Origin of the sequence: Cryobacterium sp. CG_9.6 (assembly GCF_029893365.1) — a bacterium.
Classification (GTDB): domain Bacteria; phylum Actinomycetota; class Actinomycetes; order Actinomycetales; family Microbacteriaceae; genus Cryobacterium.
Genome location: NZ_JARXUZ010000001.1, coordinates 513279 through 539082, shown reverse-complemented (window position 1 = coordinate 539082; position 25804 = coordinate 513279). Strand labels below are relative to the sequence as shown.

At 65.9% G+C, this 25804-nt stretch carries 30 protein-coding genes and 1 riboswitch; of the genes, 10 read left to right on the top strand and 20 right to left on the bottom strand.

All coding sequences use genetic code 11. From position 1 onward, the window contains the following. Positions 1-14 precede the first annotated feature (14 nt). Genes H4V99_RS02575 through H4V99_RS02565 form a run of 3 tightly spaced genes read left to right on the top strand, consistent with a single transcriptional unit; the run spans position 15 to position 1188 of the window. Complete coding sequence (locus H4V99_RS02575) at positions 15-677, top strand: NTP transferase domain-containing protein (protein ID WP_280675243.1); 663 nt, start codon at positions 15-17, stop codon at positions 675-677. Then, positions 674-949, top strand: a complete 276-nt coding sequence (locus H4V99_RS02570) for a DUF6457 domain-containing protein (RefSeq protein ID WP_280675242.1) — start codon at positions 674-676, stop codon at positions 947-949. Before H4V99_RS02575 ends, H4V99_RS02570 begins: the two co-directional genes overlap by 4 nt. Further along, entirely contained in the window at positions 949-1188 is a 240-nt protein-coding gene (locus tag H4V99_RS02565; RefSeq protein ID WP_280675240.1) for a MoaD/ThiS family protein, read from the top strand. Before H4V99_RS02570 ends, H4V99_RS02565 begins: the two co-directional genes overlap by 1 nt. Before the next feature lie 4 nt (positions 1189-1192). Here H4V99_RS02565 and H4V99_RS02560 read toward each other — a convergent pair whose 3' ends face one another. The 8 genes from H4V99_RS02560 to H4V99_RS02525 form a co-directional block, all read right to left on the bottom strand. Then, a complete protein-coding gene (locus H4V99_RS02560) occupies positions 1193-1627 on the bottom strand; it encodes a molybdenum cofactor biosynthesis protein MoaE (protein ID WP_280675238.1) in 435 nt (144 codons plus the stop codon). Beyond that, the gene (locus tag H4V99_RS02555) at positions 1627-2142 is read right to left on the bottom strand and encodes a MogA/MoaB family molybdenum cofactor biosynthesis protein (protein ID WP_280675235.1); all 516 of its coding nucleotides are present in this window, start codon (positions 2140-2142) and stop codon (positions 1627-1629) included. Before H4V99_RS02555 ends, H4V99_RS02560 begins: the two co-directional genes overlap by 1 nt. A gap of 106 nt (positions 2143-2248) precedes the next feature. Then, positions 2249-3340: an acetamidase/formamidase family protein gene (locus H4V99_RS02550; RefSeq protein WP_280675233.1), complete on the bottom strand. Its 1092-nt coding sequence runs from the start codon at positions 3338-3340 to the stop codon at positions 2249-2251. Between the two features lie 22 nt (positions 3341-3362). Beyond that, a complete protein-coding gene (locus tag H4V99_RS02545) occupies positions 3363-3584 on the bottom strand; it encodes a hypothetical protein (protein ID WP_280675231.1) in 222 nt (73 codons plus the stop codon). Between the two features lie 61 nt (positions 3585-3645). Next, positions 3646-4146, bottom strand: a complete 501-nt coding sequence (locus H4V99_RS02540) for a DUF427 domain-containing protein (protein ID WP_280675229.1) — start codon at positions 4144-4146, stop codon at positions 3646-3648. A gap of 30 nt (positions 4147-4176) precedes the next feature. Next, positions 4177-5433: an MFS transporter gene (locus H4V99_RS02535; protein ID WP_280675227.1), complete on the bottom strand. Its 1257-nt coding sequence runs from the start codon at positions 5431-5433 to the stop codon at positions 4177-4179. 30 nt (positions 5434-5463) lie between these two features. Further along, positions 5464-6162: a TrkA family potassium uptake protein gene (locus H4V99_RS02530; RefSeq protein ID WP_280675225.1), complete on the bottom strand. Its 699-nt coding sequence runs from the start codon at positions 6160-6162 to the stop codon at positions 5464-5466. After that, entirely contained in the window at positions 6155-7537 is a 1383-nt protein-coding gene (locus H4V99_RS02525) for a potassium transporter TrkG (protein ID WP_280675223.1), read from the bottom strand. The genes H4V99_RS02530 and H4V99_RS02525 overlap by 8 nt, the downstream gene beginning before the upstream one ends. A gap of 218 nt (positions 7538-7755) precedes the next feature. On the opposite strand from H4V99_RS02525, the gene H4V99_RS02520 reads away from it, so the two are divergent. Then, the gene (locus tag H4V99_RS02520) at positions 7756-8343 is read left to right on the top strand and encodes a hypothetical protein (RefSeq protein WP_280675221.1); all 588 of its coding nucleotides are present in this window, start codon (positions 7756-7758) and stop codon (positions 8341-8343) included. A 39-nt stretch (positions 8344-8382) separates the two neighbouring features. Here H4V99_RS02520 and H4V99_RS02515 read toward each other — a convergent pair whose 3' ends face one another. From H4V99_RS02515 to H4V99_RS02495, 5 genes are all read right to left on the bottom strand, one after another. After that, positions 8383-9171, bottom strand: a complete 789-nt coding sequence (locus H4V99_RS02515; protein ID WP_280675219.1) for a hypothetical protein — start codon at positions 9169-9171, stop codon at positions 8383-8385. Positions 9172-9219: 48 nt separating this feature from the next. Beyond that, entirely contained in the window at positions 9220-9948 is a 729-nt protein-coding gene (locus tag H4V99_RS02510; protein ID WP_280675217.1) for a phosphatase PAP2 family protein, read from the bottom strand. Between the two features lie 204 nt (positions 9949-10152). Continuing rightward, positions 10153-11430, bottom strand: a complete 1278-nt coding sequence (locus H4V99_RS02505) for a multidrug effflux MFS transporter (protein ID WP_280675215.1) — start codon at positions 11428-11430, stop codon at positions 10153-10155. A 207-nt stretch (positions 11431-11637) separates the two neighbouring features. Then, positions 11638-12693, bottom strand: a complete 1056-nt coding sequence (locus H4V99_RS02500; protein ID WP_280675213.1) for a zinc-dependent alcohol dehydrogenase family protein — start codon at positions 12691-12693, stop codon at positions 11638-11640. Between the two features lie 208 nt (positions 12694-12901). Then, positions 12902-14083 (bottom strand): ROK family transcriptional regulator, encoded by a 1182-nt coding sequence (locus H4V99_RS02495; RefSeq protein WP_280675211.1) that lies wholly within the window; start codon positions 14081-14083, stop codon positions 12902-12904. Positions 14084-14189: 106 nt separating this feature from the next. Here H4V99_RS02495 and H4V99_RS02490 point away from each other — a divergent pair, with 106 nt between their 5' ends. Together H4V99_RS02490 and H4V99_RS02485 are read left to right on the top strand one after the other, a co-directional pair. Continuing rightward, entirely contained in the window at positions 14190-15194 is a 1005-nt protein-coding gene (locus tag H4V99_RS02490) for an aldo/keto reductase family protein (RefSeq protein ID WP_280675209.1), read from the top strand. 48 nt (positions 15195-15242) lie between these two features. Then, entirely contained in the window at positions 15243-16088 is an 846-nt protein-coding gene (locus tag H4V99_RS02485; RefSeq protein ID WP_280675207.1) for an NAD(P)-dependent oxidoreductase, read from the top strand. A gap of 397 nt (positions 16089-16485) precedes the next feature. On the opposite strand, the gene H4V99_RS02480 is transcribed toward H4V99_RS02485, so the two are convergent. After that, on the bottom strand, positions 16486-17784 hold the full coding sequence (locus tag H4V99_RS02480) for an FAD-binding protein (RefSeq protein WP_280675205.1): 1299 nt from the start codon (positions 17782-17784) through the stop codon (positions 16486-16488). A 173-nt stretch (positions 17785-17957) separates the two neighbouring features. Between H4V99_RS02480 and xylA the strand changes: the two genes are divergently transcribed. The 4 genes from xylA to H4V99_RS02460 all read left to right on the top strand — a co-directional run bounded on the left by xylA (position 17958) and on the right by H4V99_RS02460 (position 22028). Continuing rightward, the gene (xylA, locus tag H4V99_RS02475) at positions 17958-19148 is read left to right on the top strand and encodes a xylose isomerase (protein ID WP_280675203.1); all 1191 of its coding nucleotides are present in this window, start codon (positions 17958-17960) and stop codon (positions 19146-19148) included. Positions 19149-19204: 56 nt separating this feature from the next. Beyond that, positions 19205-20521, top strand: a complete 1317-nt coding sequence (locus H4V99_RS02470) for a GNAT family N-acetyltransferase (protein ID WP_280675201.1) — start codon at positions 19205-19207, stop codon at positions 20519-20521. 111 nt (positions 20522-20632) lie between these two features. Next, a complete protein-coding gene (locus tag H4V99_RS02465) occupies positions 20633-21517 on the top strand; it encodes a thioredoxin domain-containing protein (RefSeq protein ID WP_280675199.1) in 885 nt (294 codons plus the stop codon). 154 nt (positions 21518-21671) lie between these two features. Next, the gene (locus tag H4V99_RS02460; RefSeq protein ID WP_280675196.1) at positions 21672-22028 is read left to right on the top strand and encodes a CHY zinc finger protein; all 357 of its coding nucleotides are present in this window, start codon (positions 21672-21674) and stop codon (positions 22026-22028) included. Here H4V99_RS02460 and crcB read toward each other — a convergent pair. From crcB to H4V99_RS02430, 6 genes are all read right to left on the bottom strand, one after another. Next, positions 21999-22376, bottom strand: coding sequence for a fluoride efflux transporter CrcB (gene crcB / locus H4V99_RS02455; protein ID WP_280675195.1), 378 nt, complete (start codon positions 22374-22376; stop codon positions 21999-22001). The two genes, H4V99_RS02460 and crcB, sit on opposite strands and share 30 nt — an antisense overlap. Further along, positions 22373-22801 (bottom strand): CrcB family protein, encoded by a 429-nt coding sequence (locus H4V99_RS02450; RefSeq protein WP_280675193.1) that lies wholly within the window; start codon positions 22799-22801, stop codon positions 22373-22375. Before H4V99_RS02450 ends, crcB begins: the two co-directional genes overlap by 4 nt. Before the next feature lie 28 nt (positions 22802-22829). Next, positions 22830-22900, bottom strand: a riboswitch (Fluoride riboswitch). A gap of 25 nt (positions 22901-22925) precedes the next feature. Further along, positions 22926-23435, bottom strand: coding sequence for a universal stress protein (locus H4V99_RS02445; RefSeq protein ID WP_280675191.1), 510 nt, complete (start codon positions 23433-23435; stop codon positions 22926-22928). 109 nt (positions 23436-23544) lie between these two features. After that, on the bottom strand, positions 23545-23826 hold the full coding sequence (locus H4V99_RS02440; protein ID WP_280675189.1) for a metal-sensitive transcriptional regulator: 282 nt from the start codon (positions 23824-23826) through the stop codon (positions 23545-23547). Between the two features lie 2 nt (positions 23827-23828). Further along, positions 23829-24131 carry a rhodanese-like domain-containing protein gene (locus tag H4V99_RS02435; protein WP_280675187.1) on the bottom strand — a complete coding sequence of 101 codons (303 nt, stop codon included), beginning with the start codon at positions 24129-24131 and terminating at the stop codon, positions 23829-23831. Beyond that, positions 24128-25792, bottom strand: a complete 1665-nt coding sequence (locus tag H4V99_RS02430) for an FAD-dependent oxidoreductase (RefSeq protein ID WP_280675185.1) — start codon at positions 25790-25792, stop codon at positions 24128-24130. The genes H4V99_RS02435 and H4V99_RS02430 overlap by 4 nt, the downstream gene beginning before the upstream one ends. Positions 25793-25804 lie beyond the last annotated feature (12 nt).

Sequence of the window (25804 nt, the reverse complement as noted above, 5' to 3'; positions counted from 1 at the left end):
AACGACCGGTCCGCGTGAGCGGCGCAGTGATCGTCGACCTTATTGTTCTCGCCGGCGGACGCGGCCGTCGACTCGACGGAGCCGTGAAACCGGCCGTCGAGGTGGCCGGTCGCACACTGCTCTCGAGGGTGTTGGATGCCCGCACTCTGGTGCGACACGTGGTGATCGTGGGACCGGAAACCGCTCATCTCGCGGCCGGTGATACGCCGGCGGGAAGCACCCCGGCGGTCTGGGCGCTGGAGGATCCACCGTTCGGTGGCCCCGTGGCCGGCATTGCGGCCGGCCTCACCGCACTTACGGCCACCGACCTGCCCGACTGGGTGCTCGTTTTGGCCTGCGACCTCCCTTGGGCAGCGGATGCCACCCGCACGCTACTCCCGCACCTCACCGACCCCACTCTGCCGGCCTCGGTTCAGGGGCTGTACCTCACCGATACCGACGGTCACGCGCAATGGCTGACCGCGGCCTATCGGCTCGACGCCCTGACCGCGGCCATGAGCCGTCTCGGTGCCCGTGCGCACGGGGCCAGCATGCGTGAGCTGCTGGGTTCGCTCGTGCTCCGCGGCATCCACGACGACACGAACGCCGCAACCGACGTTGACACATGGCAGGATGTTTTGGAGAGCACCGCGCGGTTGACCGGCGCGACCGACAGCACGAGGAGCACCATCGAATGACGAAGCCCGCCCCCCTAGCCCCCGAGGCGCTCGACGAGTGGCTCGTGGCCCTCGCCGAGAAACTCGGCCTCGACCCGGCCGAGGTCCCCGTGGGCGCCCTGCTCGATGTGGCCCGCGATGTGGCTCACAACGTGGCGCGCCCCGCCGCCCCCCTCAGCACCTTCTTGGTCGGTCTCGCGGCTGCCCGCAACGGCGGCAGTCGCGACGCCATTGCGGCGGCCTGCGCGAGCGCAACCGAGCTCTCGCTGTCCTGGACCCCCGAGCCACTCTGATGGCCAGCATCCGACTCTTCGCCGGCGCCGCCGAGGCCGCTGCCACCGACGCCACCACCGTGAACGCCGCGACCATCGGCGACCTGCGCACCCAGCTCGTGCAGCGCTACGGCACGGAATTCGCCCGGGTTCTCGGCCTGTGCTCGCTCCTCGTCAACGGTTCACGGGCAGCTGATGACGAGGCGCCCCTCGCCGACACCGACTCCGTCGATGTTCTTCCCCCATTCGCGGGCGGCTAAGCGCTCAGACGAGGCCCACCCACGACGTGGCACCGTCGATCTCGTGCTGCTTCTTCCAAATGGGCACCTCGGCCTTCACGGTTTCCACGAGGTCTTCACAGGCCGCGAATGCCACGGCCCGATGCGCGCTGGCCGCCGCGGCCACGAGGGCCAAATCGCCCACCTCGAGGCGACCGACGCGGTGACTCACCGAGAGATTCACCAGCGGATGCTTCGCCCGCATGCGCTCGGTGATCTCACCAATAATCCGCCCCGCGTCGGGGTGGGAGCTGTATTCGAGCCCAACCACGCGGGTCACGGCGTCCGGGTCGTGGTCACGGACCTGCCCGATGAAGGTCACCACAGCGCCGCACTCGCTGGTGGAGACCGCGGCGACGTGCTCCGCGATGTCGAGTGGGGCATCCGTTACCTGGGAAAAACCGCGGGCGTCATTGGGCATCAGTGGTCTCCACCATCGAGTTGATCAAGAATATGGCGCACGAGTGGCGCCACGAGGGCAATGCCGTCGAGCACTCCCCCGGTGGATCCGGGGAGGTTCACAACGAGGGCACCGGCGTTACCGACGGAGTTTGCGATTCCCGACAGCCCGCGCGACAGCACCGCGGTTGGGATGGTGTCCGCGCTCTGGGCGCGGAGCCGCTCGGCGATGCCGAGTAACTCCAGGCGCAGTAACGGCCGGGTTCCTTCGGGGGTGAGGTCGCGGGCGCTGATGCCGGTGCCACCACTGGTGATCACGAGGCGGGCACCCTCGGCGAGGGCGGCCGCGATGGCCGAGGTGACGCTGTCGACACCGTCGGGCACGACCCGCGCCGGTGAACAGGGAATACCCGCAGCGGCGAGGGCTTCCACGGCGGCCGGGCCAGAGCGGTCGGGGCGTTCGCCGCGCGCACTCCGGTCGGACACCGTGATGACGACGGCATGCACGTGGGTGCCAAGTGGAGGATGTGTTGTCACCTTCACACAGTACCCCGCTGTCCTGCGCGGCCCCACTCGCGGCCTCACTCACGGCAAATGCACCCTCCCAGTGCGGCGGAGCGTGCAAACGGCACCAGCCTAGGTGTTATCGCGGGCCAAAATCCGATTTACGGATGCGGGCGTGCACGCCCGACACGATGTCCACCACCTGAGAGATATTGAAGTCGGTTGCGGCGCTGAGGTAGGCGTAGGCGAGGGTGCGATCCATGCCGTAGCGGGCATGGATCAGCGCGATGGCCGCCCGCACACACTCGCGTAGGGCCTCATCCAAATCCACGTCGAGCCCCGTGGGCACCAGAAAATCGGGGGTTTCCGCGAGCGGACCCCGAACCGTGCCGAACTGCGCCTCTGCCTCAGCCTGTGGAATCACGTCGAAGCGCACGGTCACTCGCAGGCTCGCCTCCATGGCGGTCAGGGCCACTTCGCCATCCCCCTGGGCAAAGTGCGGGTCTCCCACATAGGCCAGGGCACCGGCCACCTGCACCGGAAGGTACAGCGAATTGCCCACGGTCAGCAGGTTGATATCGATGTTGCCGCCGTGGGAACCCGGTGGAACCGAGTGCGGATGCTCGTCCCCGGCAACGGCGACCCCCATGATTCCGAGGAACGGATTGAGCGCAAATCGCACGCTGCGCGGTCCTCCCGGAACGAGCGGCAGGGTGCCGAACTGGGTTCCGTCATGCTCCTCCACGGTGGCGAAAACGCTCACGTTGTCGCTTCCGAGCGGGTACTCCTGCGGAAGCGCTCCCTTGGAGTGGCGGTTGGAGATGATGCCGTAGGGCACTCGCGGGATCGCTTCTATGAGCGTCATCTTGAGCAGGTCACCCGGCCTGGCGCCGCGCACATGAATGGGGCCGGTGACCACGTGCGGTCCATCGTGGGCGGGATCACGCGCAACATCGCTCGCGGCGAGCAGCACGGCGTCATCGAGAACCTGGTGTCGCTCCACACCGAAACCCGCGAAGAATGCGGCCGGGTCCCGGCCCTGGTCTTCGTGGATTCCCTCATGACTGATCGTGTCGATGGTCACTTCTTCGCCGGGTTCGATGGTGAGCACGGCGGCATCCGCTTCACACGGCAGGCGTCCCCACAACACCGTCTGCGGAGTGGCCGGCAGGTAGTGCGGGGCGCGCACGTTCCCCGTTGCGGGCTGAAGGAGGGTGCTCATAACTGGCATGAGGCCAGAGTAGTGCCACGGTTCAGGGTTCGCGCCGAGGCCGAGGAGCCGGGGGCGGGGGAACCTCTTTGGCCGCCACCACATCGGCGAGTGCCAGCGTCACCAGACCGCGTTTTGTCTCAACCTGGCAGGATGCCGCGTCAACGAATCGTAGGTAGCCCACGGCATCGGTGTAGCCCTCGGCGAGCCGGGTGCGAACCACCACCCGAGTGCCGAGTGCCGCACCCGCCAGAAAGTCCGTCATGGTTCGAGCGTACGCTGCCACCGGCACGCGGGAGAGAGCGTGCGTGGCATCCGCGATCGGGTTACCAGCCCCAGGTGCCGGCAGCGCCCTTGAACGGGCCCACAATCTTGGCGGTGATCCAGCCGCCGTAGAAATCGCCTTCCTGCGCCGTGACGGTCTCGCCGTCGACGGTGCAGCGGTCCATGGATCCGGGATACACGGCCACGAGCCCGGCGAGGTCTTCGAATCCGCGTGTGGGTTTCGGGTAGAACCAGGCGGCCCGCTCGGCGCTTCCGACGCTCAAATAGCTCGCAGCGCCCTTGAACTCGCAGAAGGTCTGCCCGGCGGCGGGTTGCAGCACGCCCGCCACGAAATCGCTGCGCGGCACGTAGTACACGGGCGGGTGACTGGTTTCCAGAACACGCACGGCCTGCGTGGTGTCCAGAACGAGCCGGCCGTCCATCTCAATGGTCACCCGCTCACTCATGCGCTCCACGCGCGGTGGACGGGGGTAATCCCACACCGATTCCTGCCCGGGTGCGGGCGTGATGCGGTTCTTAGCTGGCTGGTGACGAGCGCTCATACCCGATGTTAGCCGGCCCACCTGCACGCATCACGTGAGTGTGCGAACCGGGCGCAGCAGCAGCGCGGTCAGCAGGGCGGCAACCGCCGCGAGGCCCGCCACCATGCCGGCGGTGCCCACCCATCCCCAGGTGACGAAGAACACCCCACCGAGCCAGCCGAACAGGCTCGACCCGGCGTAATACGACAGGTTGTACAGAGAGGATGCCTGCGCTCGCCCCACCGAGGCCTCGGTCCCGGTCCAGCCGGACGCCACGGCGTGAGCCGCGAAGAACCCGGCAGTGGCCAGCAGCAGCCCGGTGAGAGTGAGCGGCAGCCAGACGGACAGGGTGAGCACCACCCCGCCGATCATCAGTGCCACCGCGAGCAGCAGCACCCACCATCGTCCAAATCGGGCGGCGAGAACGCCCGCCTGCGCCGACGACCACGTTCCCGCGAGGTAGGCCACGAAGACGAGGCTGATCAGCGACTGCGGCAGGTTGAACGGTTCGCCGGCCAGCCGAAACCCTAAAAAGTTGTAGAGCGCGACGAACCCACCCATGAGCAGAAACCCCTGCGCGTACAGAGCCAGCAGGCGCGGGGACTGCAGGTTGGCGCGGATCAGCCCTACCAGGCTCGGGTCGATGCCGCGTCGGCGCGCGCGACTCGGAACAAAACCCTGCGGGCGGGGAATCAGGGTAATAAACAGGGCGGCCGACACCGCACACAGCACGGCCACGGAAAACACACCTACTCGCCAGTTCGCCAGCTCAGCCACCGGGCTGGCCACCAGACGCCCCAACAGCCCGCCGATCGACGTGCCGGCCACGTATGATCCGGCCGCCCGCGCCGCATGCCTCGGTTCAATCTCCTCGCTCAGATACGCGATGGCGATCGCGGGAACGCCGCCCAGCATCAGCCCCTCCACGAAACGACCGGTCAGCAGCAGCGAAAATGTGGGAGCGAAGGGAACGAGCAGGCCGAACACGGTCGCCGAGATGACGGCGATGGTCATGGCCCGCACCCGTCCGACGCGATCAGCTACCACCGACCAGGGAATCACCCCGATCGCCAGGCCAATCGTGGACGTGGACACGACGAGTGCGGCATCCGCTGCCCCCACCGTGAAGTAGTCGGCAATTTGGGCGAGCACCGCCTGGGGCGAATACAGCTGCGCAAACGTGGCAATGCCGGCAAAGAACAGGCCCGCCAGCAGTCGACGATACTCTCTGCTGCCGTGCGAATGGCCGGTCCAGTCAGCGGATGCCCGCGGCATGCTGGCACGCCCATCCGCATTCTCAGAACTCACCTCTTCAGCGTAGTCAGCGCCACGCCACGCTCAGCGCAGCAGGCTGTACGCCTCCACACGCTCGGAGTCACCGGCGATGAGGATCACGTCACCCTCGGCAATGACCGTATCGAGGGAGGTATAGCTCCACCCCACACCGGGACGGTGAAATGCGGTGACCGTGACACCGTGTTTGGCACGCACCTTTGCCTCACCGAGCGCAATACCGATGAGCGAGGCGGGTGGTGCCGTCTTCACCAGGGCGAAGTTCTCGCCGATTTCGATGTAGTCCTGCATGGCACCGCGCACGAGGTGGGCCACCCGCTTACCCATGTCTTTCTCCGGGTAAATGACATGGTGCACGCCAAGCTGCGTGAGAATCTCGCCGTGCGGATCGCTCACCGCCTTGCCCCAGATGGTCGTGATGCCCAGCTTGAGCAGCAGAGATGCGGTGAGGATGCTGGCCTGAATGTCGTCGCCGATGGCCACGACCACGCTGCTGAAATCCGGAACCGACAGCTCACGCAGCGTCGCCTCTTTTGTGGAGTCCGCGCGCACCACGTGAGTGAGCAGACTGTTGTGTGCCTGCACGATCTCCTCATCGCTATCGATGCCAAGAACCTCCGTGCCGCTGCGCATGAGCTCGAGGGCGAGCGCGCTCCCGAAACGGCCCAGGCCGATCACGACCACGGATTCCGCCTCAGCGAGACGCGAGACGTCGCGGTGTCCGAAAAGTGAGTATTTAGCCAATGATCGGTCTTTCTTTCGGGTATTCGTAGGTGGAACGGCGCTGTCGGAGAGCAATCGCCGAGGCGAACGTGATGGGGCCCAGACGGCCAATAAACATCAGGAAGATCAGAATGGCCTGGCCTGCCGGTGGCAGACCCGCTGTTATGCCGGTGGAGAGCCCCACGGTGGCGAATGCAGAGATCGATTCAAAGATGAGCGCGTCCAGGGAGATGTCGGTCAGGAGCAGCAAAACAGCCGTTGACCCGATCACCACGGCCACGGCGAGCAGCACGATGCTGATCGCTTCGCGGTGCACCGCGCGGGAGAGCCGTTTGCCGAACACGTTCACGGCTACGTCGCCCCGCACCTCGGTCCACAGAATGAAGAAGAGCACGGCGAAGGTGGTGATCTTGATTCCGCCGGCGGTCCCGGCCGGGCCGCCACCGATGAGCATCAGCACGTCCATGCCCAGCAGGCTCGCGGAATCCATCTGACCAATGTCAAGGCTGTTGAAGCCGGCGGTTCGCGTTTGTACGGACTGGAAGAACCCCGCCAACAGTTTGCTGGGCCAGTCCATGGGGCCGAGGGTGTTCGGGTTATTCCACTCCACCGCGGTGATGTACACGGAGCCGAGCACGAGCAGTGTGATCGTACCGACCACGACGATGCGTGTGTTCATGGTCCAGCGCAGCGGGCTGCGCAGATGCTTGCGCAACTGCACGATCACGGGGAAGCCCAGCCCGCCGAGAATCACCGCCGCGCAGATCGGCAGGCAGATCCACGGGTCGGTGGCGTACGACATGATGTTGTCGCTAAACAGGGCGAAGCCGGCGTTATTGAAACTCGATACCGAGTGGAACACCCCGAGCCACAGAGCGCGCCCGAACGGCTCCCCGTACCCCGTGAAGAATCGGAGGGTGAGGAGAACCGCGACACCGGCCTCGATGATCAGGGAGATGGCGACGACACCGCGAACGAGTCCCTTCACATCTTCCAACCCCACACTCTTGGCTTCGGCCGCCGCATTAATGCGTGAGCGCAGCGAGAGTTTGCGCACCACGGCAAGTCCAATCACCGAGGCAAACGTCATGATGCCGAGTCCACCCACCTGAATGAGCAGCAGAATGACAACCTGACCAAATGGCGTCCAGTACGTGGCCGTGTCCACCACCGTGAGCCCGGTGACGCACACCGCCGATGTTGCGGTGAAGATTGCCTGCAGGAATGTGGCGCTGTCGGGGCCGCTGCGCGCATTGGGCAGCATGAGCAACGCTGTGCCCACCAAGATGGTGAACGCGAACCCGAAGGCCACGACCTGCGCCGGGTGCAAACTGCGCCGCTGACGCGGCAGCTGCCCGGCCTTGGTGCGGTTATTTCGAGTCGCCGACGAGTGCACTCTGTCACTATACGCGGCGCTGTGGGCTGTGCTGGTTGGCACCGAGAATGACGACGTGGCTCCGGTGAGTTTTGCCCGTTCGTGCCGTCAGCCGGGTGCGTTGCCCCGCACGTACCCCCACTCTGGGGCCCTCGGAACTACATCTGCACGGGACGCCAGATATGGGGCATACTCGTTGTATACGTGCACATCAGTCACGCACGTCATGGGGGGATGAAGTGGGTAGTGAATTGATCGTGCGCCCGCACAAGACCCTCCTGCGAGACACCCTTTTCGTGTTTCTGGCCTTTTGCGTGCCCACCTTTGCGGTGCTCTACTGGTTGAACATACCAACCGGAACGTGGCTGCCCGTGCTGGTGGCTCAGGCCTTCATCACGCTGTTTTATGTTCTGAGCCTGGTCGCCTCGTACCGAATCATGATCCGCATCGACGAGACCACCATCTCGGAGCGCGGATTTTTTCGCCCCCTGACCTCGTTTCCACTGGACACGGTGGGCGGCATGGTTCTTCTCGAGATGTACGCGGGCGGGGCTCTCGACACGAATCTGCAGCTGTTCGTCACCGATACCGCGGGCAAACTTCTCATTCGGATGCGCGGGCAATTCTGGTCACGCGACGACATCGACAGCCTCGCCAACGAGATCGACAAACCGATTGTGCGCGTGCAGGAGCCCGTGACTCTGGCCGATATCAACCACCTCCGTCCCGAGCTCCTCTACTGGTTCGAACGCCGCCCGCGGCGGCGCTCCCCCGATAACGCGGCTGATGTGCTGGTCCCGGAGGTCAGCGACATCCTCTTCCGGTAAGTTCCCCGAACCGGTGGTTGGTGATGTGTCCGTGACGGCCTACGAGACCCGCTCGGCGGCATCCGCTGTAAACACGTAGTTGTTGTCGTCGTCGACTTCGGGGCGCAGCTCCTGCGCCATGGCCCCGGTGATGACACGCCTCGACTCGGCCCGCAAGCGGCTGGCTTCCTCGGGTTGAGCGGCCCGCACCTCTTCGAAGTCCACCGCAAGGGGCAGGTGGTCCAGCCCGCTCCAGGGGGGCGGCCGATGCCCCAGAAGCGCTCGTCGAACCCGTTCGGAGTCGAGCCGCCAGCGCACCTCGAAGCGGTCACTCTGATCACTACCGCTGATGAGATCGCCGAGTCGGCCGTAGAAGTCGGGAAGAAAGAGTGACACCTCCGCACCCAGCTTCACCAGGTTGAAGTGTGCATTGCGGCGGATGAGGGGGTCGAAGGTCCAGCGCATTTCGGTGATGCCCTGCTCCAGGCAGACCGCGCGCTGAAACAGCTTGAGGGCGTAGCCGACACCGTGACTACGGCGCCACGGAACGACGGCAGCCATATGCGAATGCAGGTGCAGTCCGCCCGACCAACCGAGAAACCCGAGGGCGGCGCCCACCGGGCGGCCATCACCCAGCGCCACCAGAATGGTGTTGCCGGCATAGTCCAGTGCCAGCAGCATGGATCGGTCCGGTCCTCGCCCGGCACCCCACGTTCGGTCGAAGAGACCCAGGACGCCGCTGATATCGCTGGGGTCTGCGGAACGCACGGTGACCCCGGCGGCGCGCGCCGCGGCATCCGCTAACCGAAATGCCTCAGCGGTAATTACTGCCATCGTGTGTGCGGTCATGCAGAAAGTAGACCATGAAACAGGCCGACGGCGTGGTGTTTGTGGACGTTATCGAGTGGAATCGGAGTTAGCGGTCGCGGACGTGGGCGCCGATCTGTCGAGCCTCCGCTGCCGGGAAAGAACGCGTTCGCCATCGAGCTTTGCGGCCAGCGGCGCCCACAGTATGACGCCCACTCCGAGCCCCACGAGCAGACTGCCGAGCGTGTCGGTGAGCCAGTGGGCACCGAGGTAGGTGCGACTGAGCAACATGATCACGGTGTACGCCACGCCGGCGGCCCAGACCCACACCCGCGGAAAGATGATGCCCAGCACGACCGCCATGGTGGCCGCGTTCGCAACATGCCCGGACGGGAACGAGCCGAAGTCGCTGGTGACCAGAATATCGAGCGGACGGGCCCGTCCGAACAGGTTCTTGAGCAATTGCACGATGCCGGCACTGACGATCGTGGCGGCAAGAAAGTACCCCGCCGCCCATGGGCGTTTCAGAAGGAGAAGCACCACGGCGATGAGCACGGGGACGACGATGATGCCCACGAGCCCGCCGCCGAGAGCGTTCATGAACAGTGACGGCATCTCCCAAAACGGCGACCGGTGTTCGATGATCTCGTTCATCCACTCGGTGTCGATCTCGGTCACGCCCCGGTCGCGCACCACGACGAGGCCACCCAGTGCGGCCGCGAGAACCAGAGCGAAAACCCCGCTGATCACGGGCCAACGTCGTGCGATGCGGCGTGCACTCGGTGCAGCCGCGTGTTCCGGGGCCTGGGGAGTGGTCATGGCGTAATAATAATCCGTCGCGCGGCGAGCGCGGCCCGCCGGAAGGTTGACCGGCGGCGTTCGCACCGTCCCGCGCCACCGGAGGGTGCGATGTGCGCCAGCGGCACCCGCCGCGAGGTTGGCCGGCGGCCTTTGCACCTTCCCGGGCCGCCGGACGGTGCGATGTGCGCCAGCGGATGCCGGTGCGGCCGCCCGCCCGCCGGCCTAGTGCTCGAGAGCAGGCACCTGACGCGGACGCACGATAACCCAGAGCGCCACGATGGCCAGCAGCGAGGTGGTGGCCATCACGGCAGACATCGGTACCGCGGTCCCCACCCCGAGCAGGCCGACGATGGGCGAGATGAGTCCGGCCACGCCGAAGTTGGCGGCGCCGAGCAGCGAGGCAGCGGTTCCGGCCTCTTGACCATGCCCGTTGAGCGCGATCACCTGAACGCTCGGGAGGGTGAACCCGCAGGCCGCGATGAAGAACCAGAGCGGAACGAGTGTGCCCCAGAGCCCGGCGCCGGCGAGGTCTAACAGCATGATCGCCACAGCCGTGATCACCAGCACCACCGTGGACACGGAGAGAATCCACTGCGGTCCCACGTTGAGGCGGTGCATGAGCCGCGAGCTCAGCTGCACACCCGTGACAATTCCGAGGGAGTTCACCGCGAACAGAATGCCGTACTGCTGCGCGCTCAGGTCGTACACCTGTTGAAACAGAAACGGTGACGCGGACAGGTACGAGAAGAGGCCCGTAAAGGTCATGGCACCAATAATCGCGACGCCTATAAAGGTGCGGTCGCCCAGCACCGCGCGGTAGCGCTGCCCGAGGGTATTGTGGCCGCGGGTCTGCCGTGCACTCGGCGGCAGCGTTTCCACGATGAAGAACGCCACGGCCAGAATCACCAGGGCACCGTAGGCGGCGAGCACCCAGAAGATGCCGCGCCACGGCATCACGAGGAGCAGTTGCGAGCCGATAACCGGCGCCAGCACGGGTGCGAGGCCACTCACGAGGGCCAGCCGGGAGAGCATCTTCACGAGCGGCTTGCCACCGAACAGGTCGCGCACCATGGCGAGCGCCACGACCGCGCCGGCCGCGGCACCGAAGCCCTGCAGCACGCGGAACACGCCAAGCCACACAATGTCGGTGGAGAGGGCGGCACCGATGCAGGCCAGAATGTGGAATCCGGTGGCAAGCATGAGGGGCAGGCGACGACCAACCTTGTCGCTCCACGGGCCCACAACCAGCTGGCCGAACCCGAAGCCGATCATGGTTCCGGTGAGGGTGAGCTGAATGGCGGCGGCAGAGACACCCAGATCGCTCTCCAGGGTGGGAAAGGCGGGGAGGTACAGGTCAATGGTGAACGGGCCCAGGGCGGTCAGCGCCCCCAGAATCAGCACGTACACCAGACGTTGGCGGCGGCTGAGCGCATCGCCCGGGTGGCGAGCGGTGGAGCGCAGTTGTGCGGCGCTCACCACGGGAATAGCAGCTGTAGTCACGGGTGTGAGTCCTCAAAGATGTCGTTCTAGAACGGATGCTGGCCCAGCAGAATGCGGGCGGCGGCACCAACGACAAACACAAGGGCCGTAGTGAAGCTAAGCCCGAAGGTGCTCGGGCTATTCCCGCGCCCCCGGTTTTTGTTGGGGAGCCCACGAAAAAGCGTGTGCCCACGGTCTCCCGTGGGCACACGCATCCGTCTGAATTACTTAGGCGTTAATCATCACCTTGATGGCCTTGGTTTCGGCGGCGCGGCCGAATACGTCGTAGGCCTTTTCCATGTCCTGCAGTGCGAAGGTGTGGCTGATGAACTCCTCCGTCGGGATCTTGTTCTGCTCCACCATCTTCAGCAACACGTCGAGGGTGTTCGTGCTGACGAGCCCCATGCTGATGTTGATGTTTTGAATCCACAGGTCCTGAAGAGGAAGCTCAACGGGCTTTCCGTGCACGCCCACGTTGGCCACGTGACCACCGGGACGCACGATGTCGAGCGACATGGCGAAGGTCTGGGGGATTCCCACGGCTTCGACCGACACGTCCACGCCGAGGCCGTCGGTCAGGGCCAGAACCTGCTCCTTCCAATCCGGGTCGCTGGAGAGCACGCCGTCGGTGGCCCCGAGAAGCTTCGCCTTGTCGAGGCGGTTGGCGTCGAGATCGATGGCGATCACCTTGGAGGGGCCATAGAGTCCGGCGGTGGCGATCACCGAGAGGCCCACGGGGCCGGCACCGATAACGGCCACAACGTCGCCGGCCTTCACGTGCCCGTCGACCACACCGATTTCGTGGCCAGTGGGCAAGATGTCCGACAGGAGGGTTCCCTGCTGGGGCGTGACGCCGGCGGGCAGTGGGTAAACGGATGTCTCGGCGAAGGGCACGCGAACGTACTCGGCCTGGGTGCCGTCGATGAGGTGACCGAAGATCCAGCCCACTCCGGGCGCGCCTTCGCTGGCGAGGCAGTGCGCGAACAGGCCTTTCTTGCAATAGGAACAGTGGCCACAGGCCGAGACGCAGGCGAGGATGACGTGATCACCGATGGCAAGGTTGGTGACGGCGGCGCCGATCTCGGTGATCGTGCCCACGCCCTCGTGGCCGAGGATGCGTCCGGGAGTCACCGCGGGAACGTCGCCCTTGAGAATATGGAGATCCGTGCCGCAAATCGTGGTGGTGTCAATCTTCACGATGATGTCGGTGGGCTGAAGGATTTGGGGATTCGGAACGTCTTCCCACGATGCCTGGTTCGGACCCTTGTAGACGAGTGCTTTCATTGTTTTCCTCATTCCCTCGAGGAAAGGGGCTACTGAACCGGTTGCCTCGGGATAGAAAATCACCGGGCTGTCGACCCCTGTAGGGGCCTGGCAGATGACGCATGAGTCTCGTTGACCCACACCTGAATTGTAGACGTCAAAGCTGAACGTGCGATCTCCGCCGAACAAACGGTCGATCATGGCGCACGTCCACCGGGGTACGGTCCGATCAGGCGCCCGAGCCCGCCGCGAATGCCTGGGGGTCCCCGAGCACGCCCTCGAAGGCGAGCTCGGCGGCACCGATCATGAGCAGATTGGACCCGAGACGGGCCGAGTCGATGCGCACCCCCGCCAGAACCTCGGGGAGGGTCAGTGCGGCAACCGCCTGCTGCAGCCGGTCGGGGTCCGCCGCGCGCAGCGCCGCCAGGAAACCACCGAGCACCACAATCTGCGGGTTGAGCACGTTGATCGCGCCGGCCAGTGCAACGGCCAGAAAGTCCAGTTGCCGATTCACCTCGGCACGAACCTGGGGCGAGTCGGAGGCGAGGAGGGCGCGTTCGAGGTCGTCGGCATCCGCTGTGTTATCGAGGCCCAGCACCGCGAGTAGTCCACTGCGGGTCACCTCGGCCTCGAGCGTTCCGGCGATTCCCGCGGAGTCTCGGGCAGCGCTCTGGCTCACCCGGGTGTGACCGAACTCCCCCGCGTAGCCGGCATGGCCACCCACGAGGCTCCCGCCCACGAGCAGGCCACCGCCAATGCCGCTCGCGCCGCCGTTGAGGTACACCACGTCGGTGAGCCCCACGCCCGCACCGAAATATCGTTCGGCGAGCACACCCAGACTCGCGTCGTTCGCCGCGACAACCGGCCAACCCGTGGCCGCCGACAAACGCTCAGCAAACGGTTCGTCGGTCCACCGGAGGTGCGGTGCGTTGCGCACCACACCGTCGCTGATGCGCACCAGACCGGGGATGGCGGCGCCAATGCCCACTACGTCGAACCGCAGGGCGAGCTCACCGCGCATGCCATCAATCACCGCAGTGGCAATGTTGACGGCCTCCGTGGCGCTCGGTGAATGCTCAACCGGGCAGCGGATGCGCCGGTGCACCACGCCGTCGAGCCCCACGAGTCCCACGGTCACGGCGTCGATCTCTGGGTTGACGGCAATGGCGACAACGCGCGGATTCGCCTGAACCACGGGGCTGGGTCGTCCCACCTGGCGGGTGGCATCCGGCTGCCGTTCCGCCGCCAGACCGAGGAGCACCAGCTCCGATACGAGCGCCGAGATGGTTGATCGGTTCAGTCCGGTCAGGCGGGTAAGCGCAGACCGTGAGGTGGGACCACTGCGGTGAACCACCCGCAGAATTGTCGCGAGGTTGTGTCGACGAACGTCGTCATGATTGTTGCCCTGCATGAAAATCTCCCGGCCTTGGCTCTAGGCTACCGCGGGGAATCACGAGTTGACATGTTAGGTTGCCAACGTCAACAAATCCGCAGTGTCGCCGAGAGTCAGGACCCTCATGGAATTTCGTTATCTAGGAAACAGCGGGCTGAAAGTCTCCGCCGTCACATACGGAAACTGGCTGACCCACGGCTCACAGGTGGAAAACGATACCGCCGCGCTCTGTGTTCGCGCCGCTCTCGATGCCGGGATCACCACCTTCGACACCGCCGACACCTATGCCAACACCGTGGCCGAGAAGGTGCTCGGTGATGCCCTCATTGGCGAACGTCGCGAGTCGCTGGAAATCTTTACCAAGGTGTATTTCCCCACCGGCGCCAGGGGCCACAACGACACCGGCCTCAGCCGCAAACACATTTTCGAGTCGATCAACGGTTCGCTCACCCGCCTGCAAACGGACTACGTGGATCTCTACCAGGCCCACCGCTTCGACGTGCACACGCCGCTCGAAGAAACCATGCAGGCCTTCGCCGACGTGGTGCGTCAGGGAAAGGCGCTCTACATCGGCGTGAGCGAGTGGAACGCCGAACAGCTCCGTGCCGGTCACGCGCTGGCCCGCGACCTCGGCATTCAGCTCATTTCCAACCAGCCGCAGTACTCCATGCTGTGGCGCGTGATTGAGGCCGAGGTGGTGCCCACATCCGCTGAACTCGGAATCTCGCAAATCGTCTGGTCCCCCGTGGCTCAGGGTGTGCTCACCGGCAAATACCTGCCGGGTCAGCCGCCACTTGCGGGCAGCCGAGCAGCGGATGCCAAGGGTGGCGCCGACATGATTGAGCGCTGGATGACCGACGAGGTTCTCACGAGCGTGCAGCGACTGCGGCCCATCGCCGACGAGTTGGGGCTCACCATGGCGCAGCTCGCGCTGGCCTGGGTGCTGCAGAACCAGAATGTGGCGTCGGCAATCATGGGCGCGTCTCGCCCGGAGCAGCTGGCCGACAACGTGAAGGCCGTGGGCGTGACGCTGGAACCCGCCGTGATGGCGCAGATCGACGACGTCACCCGCTCCCTCGCCGAGGTCAACCCGCGCAAAACAACGTCGCCGACAGAGCGCCTGGCCTGATCGTTGTGCACAACCTGTGAGTCACAGTTTTACGTTGAGGAGAATTTGATGAGAATTGCAGTCACCGGCGGAAGCGGAAAGCTCGGCCGCAGCGTCGTTGCGCGCCTGACCGCTGAGGGTCACCACGTCACCAATCTGGACCGGTCGGGGCCTCGCAGCGAGGGATTCACCACCATCGACCTCACCGACTATGGCCAGGTGGTGGACGTGATGTTCGGCATCAACGACCGCACCGACGGCTTCGACGCCGTGGTGCACCTCGGTGCGATTCCGGCACCCGGCCTGTTTGCGGATGTGGCCACGTTCCACAACAACATGCTGTCGACCTACAACGTGTTTCAGGCCGCCCGGCGCGCGGGCATCAAGCGCATCGTCTACGCGTCCAGTGAGACCGTGCTCGGGCTGCCATTCGACATCGACCCGCCCTATATCCCGGTGGATGAGGAGTACCCGGCACGCCCGGAGAGCACCTACTCTCTGGTGAAGCATCTGGAAGAGCAGCTGGCGATTGAGCTGGTGCGCTGGGACCCGACGCTGAGCATTACGGCGCTGCGCTTCTCCAACGTGATGGACCCGGAAGACTACGCCGCGTTCCCGGCGTTTGACGCCGATGCCACACTGCGCAAGTGGAACCTCTGGGGTTACATTGACGGACGCGACGGCGCCCAGGCCGTGCTGCGTGCCCTCGAGAATGCCGTACCCGGCTTCGACCGGTTCATCATTGCCGCCGCCGACACGGTTATGTCGCGTTCGTCGGCGAGCCTCGCCGCCGAGGTGTTCCCCGGCGTCGAGGTCGTTCGCGATGTCGCCGAGAACGAGACGCTGCTCTCCATTGACAAGGCTCGCCGCCTGCTGGGTTTTGCACCCGAGCACAGCTGGCGCGACCACGTGTAGCGCGCCCGGCCACGTGTAGCGCCGCCCGACCCCGCGTAGCGCCGCCCGACCACGCGCCATCCGCCTCGCCCGCCTCGCCCGCGACGCAAACGGGTGGCCGCTACGCAAACCGCTCGCCGGCGCCCCCGAAATCGGGGGCGGCTGCCGTAACCGGCGTAGCGGCCACCGATTTCGGGCGCGGCCATCGCGAACGGATGCCGCGCAGCGCACGAACGCACCACGCATCCGCTATCGCACCGCCCACCGCCGCACCATCCGCCTCGCCCGCGACGCAAACGGGTGGCCGCCACGCAAACGGCTCGCCGGCGCCCCCGAAATCGGGGGCGGCTAGCGTAACCGGCGTAGCGGCCACCCGTTTCGGGCGCCGCCATCGCGCGCAGCGCCGGCAGCGACCGGGTCAGAGACCGAAGACCGTGCGGTCGAGGAAGTCGTTGCGGAAGGTATGGGTGGGGTCCATCCGCTCGGCCAGCTCCTGAAAGTCGTCGAATCGCGCATTCAGCGGCGCGATCTCGGCGCGCCGCAGCTGAAACAGCTTTCCCCAGTGCGGGCGAGCCATAAACGGCGCGAGCGCCGCCTCGATGAGCGGCAGCACCTGTTCGACGGCCTCCTGCTCCGGCTTCCAGGTGAAGTGCAATCCGATTCCGTCGCGGCCCTGATTCGGGCTCAACCACAGGTCATCCGCTGCCATCGTGCGTACCTCGCTCACCAGCAGGAGCGGCGTGATCACGCGGGAGAGGGCGCGAACGGCCTCGATTGCCGCCACCGCGTGCTCGCGCGGCACCAGATATTCACTCTGCAGTTCCGCGCCGCTGCTCGGCGTGAACGCGAGGCGAAAGTGGGCGAGCCGGTCGTGCCAGGGGCCCCAGACCCCCCGTTGCTCGGTGCAGTTCTCGGCCGAAATGCCGGGTAGCGGATGCCTCCCCGCGGTGGCCGGCGAGCCGCCGAAAAAGGTCTCCCGCGGCTCAAACGGCTTCGCGGCATCCGTTCGTCGGCTCTTCAGCCACGCCTGATCCACCGTTGCGCCACTCCAGTCGGTGAACAGGCTCACGCTGTAGGCCGCCGAGGTGACGGCGTCGAAGTGGGCCAGCACCTGCGACCAGGGCAGGTTCTCGAACACGTCCTGTCGCACGTCGAAGGTCGGCTGAATCTCGAGGGTGACGCGGGTGATCACGCCGAGCGCACCGAGGCCCACCACGAAGCCGGCAAAATCGGGGGTGTCGGCGCGGGACACGGTGACAATGTCGCCCGTGCCCGTCACGAGCTCCAACGCGGTGACGGCCGTTGCCAGATTGCCGTTGCGGTCACCCGAGCCGTGGGTTCCGGTGGCGATGGCGCCGGCAATCGAGATGTGCGGCAGGGAGGCGAGGTTGTGCAGCGCGAATCCACGGCGGGTCAGCTCCTCCGCGAGGATTCCGTATTTTGTTGCGCCACTCACGGTGACGGTGCTCGTTTCCTCGTCGATGACGATGTCGGAATCGAGGCTCTGTAACGAAATCAGCACGTCGCGGCTGTCAGCGATGTCGTTGAACGAGTGGCGGGAGCCGAGCGCACGCACCTGCGCGGCTCCGGCCACGACCACCTGCAGTTCGTCGATGCTCGTGGGGCTCACCACCGTGCTCGCCTGGTAGCGAAGGTTCCCGGCCCAGTTCAGTTCTACAGTCACGATAAGCGATCCTTGCCTGCTGTCCACGATCATTTAGAGGTCTCTAACAACATAACGGCAATCGGAACCCGAAGACAGCGCACACCGGCATCTCCCGGGACGCACTCCGGGCGCTCAGACTCGTCGAATCTCCGGTTGACATTCCCGAAATCCCTAATATGTTGGTAAGCAGAACATTTACCGCAACGATTGATCGGGAGCACTCAATGGCGAACCAGCCCACGCGCGATGACAAATTTTCCTTCGGCCTCTGGACCATCGGGTACAACGGCAGCGACCCGTTTGGTGGACCCACACGTCCCGAGCTCGACGTGGTGGACGCCGTCACCAATCTCGCCGAGCGCGGCGCCTACGGTCTCACCTTTCACGATGATGACCTCTTCGCTTTCGGCTCAACGGATGCCGCGCGCCAGTCCCAGATCGACCGCCTGAAGGGCGCACTGGCCGACACCGGCCTCATCGTTCCCATGGTGACCACCAACCTGTTTAGTGCTCCCGTTTTTAAGGACGGCGGCTTCACGTCCAACGATCGCGCCGTTCGCCGCTTCGCTCTGCGCAAAGTGCTGCGCAACATTGATCTGGCCGCGGAGCTCGGAGCGAAGACGTTCGTGATGTGGGGCGGACGCGAGGGCGCCGAGTACGACGCGGCCAAGGACATCCGCTCGGCACTCGAGCGCTATCGCGAGGCGGTGAACCTGCTCGGCGACTATGTGACCGACAAGGGATACGACATCCGCTTTGCGATCGAGCCCAAGCCCAACGAGCCGCGCGGCGATATCTTGCTGCCCACGGTGGGCCACGCCATGGCCTTCATCACCACCCTCGAGCGCCCCGAGCTGGTGGGAGTGAACCCCGAGGTGGGCCACGAGCAGATGGCGGGCCTCAACTTCACCGCGGGCATCGCGCAGGCCCTCTACCAGGGCAAGCTGTTTCACATTGATCTCAACGGTCAGCGCGGCATCAAGTACGACCAGGACCTCGTGTTCGGCCACGGCGACCTGCACAATGCCTTCTCGCTGGTGGACCTGCTCGAAAACGGTGGACCCGGCGGCGGCCAGGCCTACGACGGCCCGCGGCACTTCGACTACAAGCCGTCACGTACCGAAGACGTGTCGGGCGTATGGGACTCGGTCTCGGCGAACATGCGCACCTACCTGCTGCTCAAGGAGCGTGCGGCCGCATTCCGCGCCGACCCCGAGGTGCAGGAACATCTGGCCGCGTCGATGGTTCCCGAACTCTCGCAGCCCACGCTTGCTCCGGGCGAAAGCTACGACGACCTGTTGGCCGATCGCGCCTCCTATGAGGACTTTGCACCGGATGCCTACTTCGGTGCGAAGGGATTCGGCTTCGTTCGCCTGCAGCAGCTCGCCCTCGAACACCTGCTCGGCGCTCGCTAAGACCCAGTCACCGCCGTGAGTGGTCGACAGGTGCCGCTCACGGCTAGGGTCGAAACGTGACCGAACACATTTCTCTCCCCGTCGACGTGCAATCCCGAGACGCTCTGGCCGCCCACGGGCTCGACCTCCGCATTCTCGATCCGGCCGATAAGGCGGCGGCCCGGCACTGGTTGCAGGCCGACGCGCGCGGCTTTCACGATCCCGCCCGCAGCGATGACCTGCTCGGTGTGCTGGAAAGCGAGATGGCCACGGACCGGGTCACTGCCGTGTACGACCGCACCGGCGCAGACCCAGATTCTCCGGTGGCCACCGCCCGCTCGTGGCCGATGAACCTCACTGTTCCCGGCGGGGGCGAACTGCCCGCCTGGGCCATCACGTCCATCACGGTGGCACCGACGCACCGTCGACGCGGAATCGCCCGCGCCCTGCTCCCCGCCGAGCTGCGCACCGCCCAGGCTCTCGGCTTTCCCCTGGCGATGCTCACCGTCACCGAGGCCACCATCTATGGCCGCTACGGGTTTGGCCCGGCGGCTCACCAGGCGCACCTGCGCATCGACACCACTCGCGCCCGCTGGAGGGGCCCGACTCCCGACGGCCGCGTAACCTTCGTCACGCCCGCGTCCCTCTTCGCCGACGGTCCGGCCATCTTTGAACGCTCCCGCCAGCCCGGCGAGGTGGACCGCCGTCCCGTCTGGTGGAGCCACGCCCTCGGCCTCGTGCCGCAGGACCCCGATTCCGAAAAGCGCAGCCTGCGCTGCGTGCGTTACGACGACGCCGACGGCCACGCCCAGGGCTTCGCCGTGTATTCAATCGTTCTCGGCGACGACGGCTACCCGGCCCGACTGAATCTCGCCGACCTCGTGGCCGCGACGGACGACGCCTACGCGGCCCTCTGGCATTTTGTCATCGACATGGATTTGGTCACCGAGGTCAGCGCTCCGCTCCGCAGCGTGCGCGAGCCCCTCGTCTGGCACGTTCTCGACCGCCGGGCCGTTCGCAAAACGGTGGAGCGCGATCACCTCTGGCTGCGCATCCTCGATGTGCCTGCCACACTGAGCGCCCGCACATATGCCGCTCCTGGAATATTCCAGCTCACGGTGACGGACGACCTCGGTTTCGCCGGGGGTGAGTACCTACTCACCGTGGGGAGCAGCGGGCGCGGGACGGCGCATCCGCTCACCACCGCCGCCCCCGCGGGCACCACCCACGTGAGTGTGTCGGTCGCTGATCTCGGCGCGCTCTACCTCGGGGCCGGCAGCACGGTTGACCTTGCCCGGGCCGGCCGCCTGCACAGCACAACGATGGATGCCGCCGCTCGCCTCGACGCGACCCTGTACTCCCCGCACACCCCGCGTCTCAGCACCTGGTTTTAAGCCCCGCCAGAACGGTGCTCCCAGTGAGCTCACAGCACACGAAAGCCGTGCACACAGGCGAAGTGCTTACTGTCGATGGGAATCCTCCCATACGAAACGGTGACTGAGCGCATGATGAGCAACGCCTCTGGGCAGGCCCGTCCAGCCAAGAAGGACCGCCGAAAACAGACCCGCGAGACCGCCACTGGGCTGCGCGACGACCAGAAGAAAACCGCGACATACCGCCGGCTCCTCTGGCGCGGCGGTATCGGTGTGGCGCTCGTTGCCGCCGCGACAATCGTGGCACTCGTCATCATCACTCAGAGCACCCCGAGTGGGGCGGGCCCACGGAATATGGCCAGCGATGGGATTCTGATTGGTGGCGACGGTGCCACCGTCTCGGCCGCGAACACACCCGCCCTCGCCGCAGCGGCTCAGCCGGTTGCCACCGATCAGACTCAGCTCGACGACATGGTGAACATCGACATCTACGTGGACTATCTCTGTCCGGCCTGCGGACAATTCGACACCACCAACGCCGCACAGATTGCGAGCTGGGTCACCGCGGGCAATGCCACGCTTGAGCTGCACCCGATCTCGATCCGGGATACGTCGTCTCTGGGCACGAATTACTCCACGCGCGCCGCCAACGCCGTCGCGTGCGTGGCGAATTTTCAACCCGACAGCTTTCTCGCCGTCAACACGGCACTCTTCGCGAACATGCCCGCCGAGAACAGCGCGGGGCTGACAAACTCCGAACTGCAGAACGTTATCGAGACGGCTGGCGCCGCGGATTCGAACATTCCCGAGTGCATCAGGAACGAAACCTTCTCCCCGTGGGTCGGTGAGGCCAGTGACCGTGCGCTCACGGGGCCGTTGCCGAACGCCGACATCGCGAAGATCACGGGCACGCCCACCGTGCTGGTGAACGGCACCTCCTACCGAGGTTCGCTAACAGACCGGGCAGCCTTCCTGGCCTTCGTCACCGCGCACACCTCCACGCCCGCCGGCGAGTAGCGCTCACCGTCGGCCTAAGCGCGGCTCCAGACCCGTCACCGCGCCCCACATCGGTGCGCGCTACGCCGGTTACCGTAGCACCCGCCGATCTCGGGGGCGACCCCCCAGATCCGCAGCGGCGACACCCAGCGCAGCGCGACTGCGATACTGGAGCATGATCTCTCCCCCGCACATTTACGGTGCGGTCGTCGATGACCAGACGCGGTGCGTGCACTATCACTCGCCGCTCGACGTGATTGCGATCAGGTTCGCCTGCTGCCAGCGCTACTATCCGTGCTTCCAGTGTCACGGCGAGAGCGAGTCCCACCCCGCAACGCTCTGGCCGGAAAGCGACTGGGACCACCTCGCCGTCATCTGCGGTGTGTGTGACTCCGAGATGAGCATCCGCTCGTATCGGTCGGTAACGCACTGCCCCGCGTGCGCCGCCCGGTTCAACGACGGCTGCCGCCTGCACGCGCACCTGTACTTTGCGGTGCCTACCTCAGAACGAGAGGCCGAGCCACAGCCCTAACCCGGCGGCGAGAACGGATGCCACGAGCATGCCGAGTCCCACGACCAGCGCCGGTCCATACCGGCGTTGTTGCAGCAGGCGCACCGTTTCGACGCTCGCGGTGCTGAACGTCGTGAAGCCGCCGAGAAGCCCGCCGCCGAGCACGAGGTGCCACTCGCTGCTCACCAGGTGCCCGAGCGCGAGGCCGGTCACCAGACCGAGGAACAGGGATCCGCCCACGTTGATCACCGTCGTACCGAGCGGGAACGGCACGCGCAGTGTGGACCGCAGCACGCCGTCTACAAAGAACCGTGCCACGGCCCCGAGCCCGCCGGCAAGGGCCACGGCCAGGAACAGGAACGGGGTCATGCGGGGTCACCCGGGGTGGCTCGGCGATGCAGGGTGGCCGACCCGATGATGCCGAGCCAGGTTGCAACCGCTCCCAGAATAAGGGTTCCGCCGGCGTAGAGCAGGGCCAGTCCCACGGCGCCGTCGGCGAACAGCATGCTGGTATCGGTGGCCAGGGCGCTGTAGGTCGTGAATCCACCCAGCACCCCGGTGCCGAGCAGCACCCGAATACCGCGGCGCGGTGCCACATCGGGCCCGCGGCGCACGAGCGTCTCGAGCAGCGCTCCCAGCAGCAGCGCACCCGTAATGTTGATGGCGAACGTCACCCAGATGGTACCGGGGTTCAGCAGTAGCAGGGTCTGCCGCAGCGCGGTCCCCACGGTTCCACCGATGAAGACCAACCCCAGATACTGCCAGCGCATGTGCACGGCCACCCTGTTGCTCATGGGGCATCTACCAATTCTCGCCGCGGCGAAGTGGGTAGGAACCATCAGCAGCGAGCGGTTCGAGCGGATGCTCAGGCGGGATCCATCGCCAGGCTCCAGAATACACGCGGTCGCGTTCGTGCCGTCAGGACGCGTCCCACGGCAGCGCTTCAGTGGACGCAACCGGTGCGAGCGGAATGACCACAACCGGACGGTGCTGCCGATGCGCGAGGTGCACGGCCACCGAACCGTTGAAAAATTCGCCAAGGGTGGCACGCACGGTGGCTTCGCGGGTACCGATCACAATCATGACCGCATCGAGGGTGTCGGCGAGGCCGCCGAGCGCGAGGGCCGGTTCGCCGGCGAGCGCCCGCGTGGACCACACCAGGTCGGTGCCGCCGAGAAGGTCGGTGAGGTGGTTCCGCAACGCCGGGTCAAAGGTCGGTTCCGGCGGCTCCAGCAGGTCGGGATCAATCGGAAACGAGGTCATCGATCCGTCGCCGAGATCGAAGATCATGTAGCGATTCACGTCCACGTAGGCACACACGAGCTCGGCTGCAAACCGGCGAGCGAACAGTGCCGCCGCCACGACAACCGCGTCGGGCTGCCCCGGCACGACGCCCACAATCACGTATGCGGTTGGAGTGGTTGTCATGGCGCTCCCGCTTTCGGTGGTTCGAAATGCAGTGGTTCGGGTCAGTTCCGCTTGGCGCTCAGCCTGTCAGATTCCGGCCGCGCCTGCCACCGACGCGCCCGAGCGGATGCTACGCGAGGGTCAGAAAAAGCTTCTCCAGTTCGTCAACGGTGAGGGTGTTTTCACCGCCGGGTGTTTCGATGCAGTCGCGCATGGCGGTGGACACGATCACGAAACCGGCGCGATCGAGCGCGCTGGACACGGCCGCGAGTTGGGTGACCACGTCGCGGCAGCTGCCGCCCGCCTCGACGGCCGTGATCACGGCGCCGAGCTGGCCCTGGGCACGGCGCAACCGGTTGACGATCTTTTTCTGCTGCGCAGCCTTGTCGGAGTCCAGATCGATGTGGTCCATGATCAGGCTCCGTGCTGCACGGGCAGGCCGGCTTCAAGCCAGGCGTTGGTTCCCCCGGCCACATTCACGGCGTCGATACCGTGACCGGCCAAGTAGGACACGGCTTGGGCGCTGCGGCTCCCGGCCGCGCACACCACGTAGACCGGTCCGGCGTCGGGAACGTCGCCGACGCGGGCCACGAATTCGCTGAGCGGGATCAGCGTGACGCCGGGGATGTGCACGCTGGCATATTCGTCGGCTTCGCGCACGTCGACGACCACGGCATCGGTGAGGGCGGACAGTTCGGTTACGGTGATCTCGTTCATGCGAGGATCCTTTCGGGAGCGGTGCGGGTGGGGGTGAGAGACGCGCCGGCGAGCCATGTTCGGTAGCCGCCATCAAGATTACGCACGTCGAAGCCGTGCTGGGCCAGAATACGCGCCGCAGTGTGGCCGCGCTGGCCCACCTGGCAGTGCACAATCAGCGGGGCGTTCGGCAGATCGCCGAGCCGCGCGCGCAGGTCATCGAGCGGCACATTGATGGCACCGTCCACCGTACCGGCCTCGAATTCGCCGGGGTTGCGCACGTCCACGAGCACCGCGCCGGCCGCACGTGCCGCCGCGAGTTCGTGCCACTGAATATTGCGGCTCGTTCCGGTGCGCAGGTTGTCGGCCACGTAGCCCAGCTGGTTCACGGGGTCTTTTGCCGAGCTGAACTGCGGCGCGTAGGCCAGCTCCAAGCGCGTGAGAGCGGATGCCGTGAGCCCGCCGGCCATGGCCGTCACGATCACGTCCATGCGCTTGTCCACCCCGCTGCCGCCCACGATCTGGGCGCCGAGGATAGCATCGGTGACCGGGTCAATGAGAAGTTTCATGCTCATCGACTCGGAGCCGGGGTAGTACCCCGCGTGCGATCCGGGATGGGTGTGCGCGATGCGGTGTGCGCGGCCAGCGGCCACGAGGCGCTTCTCGCTCCAGCCGGTGAGGGAAATGGTGACCCCGAAGAGTCCCAGAATCGAGGTCCCCAGCGCGGGCGCTGCGGGTTCGCTCTGCCCGGCAATGCTGTCGGCCGCGGCGCGTCCGTGCCGGTTGGCGAGCCCCGCCATGGTGACGAGCAGCGGGTCGCCGCTGACGGCATCCGTTTTCTCCACACCATCGCCCACGGCGTAGATGAACGGGTCGCTCGTGCGCTGGCTGCTGTCAACCCACACGCCGCCGGTCGCGCCGATGCGCAGCCCGGCCTGTTCGGCCAGCGAGGTGTCGGGGCTGACGCCACTGGCGTCGATCACGAGGTCGGCCGGCACCGTGGTGCCGTCGCTCAGTTCGAGGCCGAGTCCCGAAGCGGATGCGCCGAGCACGGTCGTGCCCACGCGCACGTCGACGCCGCGGTCGCGCAGGAGTGCGGTGAGCGGAGCGGCCATTTCGGGGTCGAGGGGGGTGAAGAGCTGCAGGTTGCGCTGCACGAGCGTGACGTGCACACCGCGGTGCACGAGATTCTCCACAGCCTCCAAGCCAATGAATCCGGCACCGATCACGACGGCGGTGGCGTCATCCGGCGTCGCAGAGAGCACGGACTCGATGTAGTCCACATCGTCCACGGTGCGCAGCGTAGACGTGGTCAACCCCGCACGCGCTATTCGAGCGGATGCACCGGCGGCCAGAATGAGGCGGTCGTAGGTCTCGGTGGAGAAAGCCCCGGTGAGGGTGTTGCGCACGGTGACGGTGCGCGCGGCGCGGTCGATCGACGTGACTTCGTTATTAATGCGCACGTCGAGCCGAAAGCGACTCGTGAGTGACTCGGGAGTCTGCAGCAGCAGTTCGGAGCGGTTCTCGATCAGGCCACCCACGTAATAGGGCAGCCCGCAGTTCGCGAATGACACGTACTGGCCGCGTTCGAAGACCACGATCTCGGCCTGTTCGTCGAGTCGGCGCAGCCTGGTCGCGGCCGACATTCCGCCGGCGACCCCGCCTACGATGAGTGTTTTCATTTCGTACCTCCA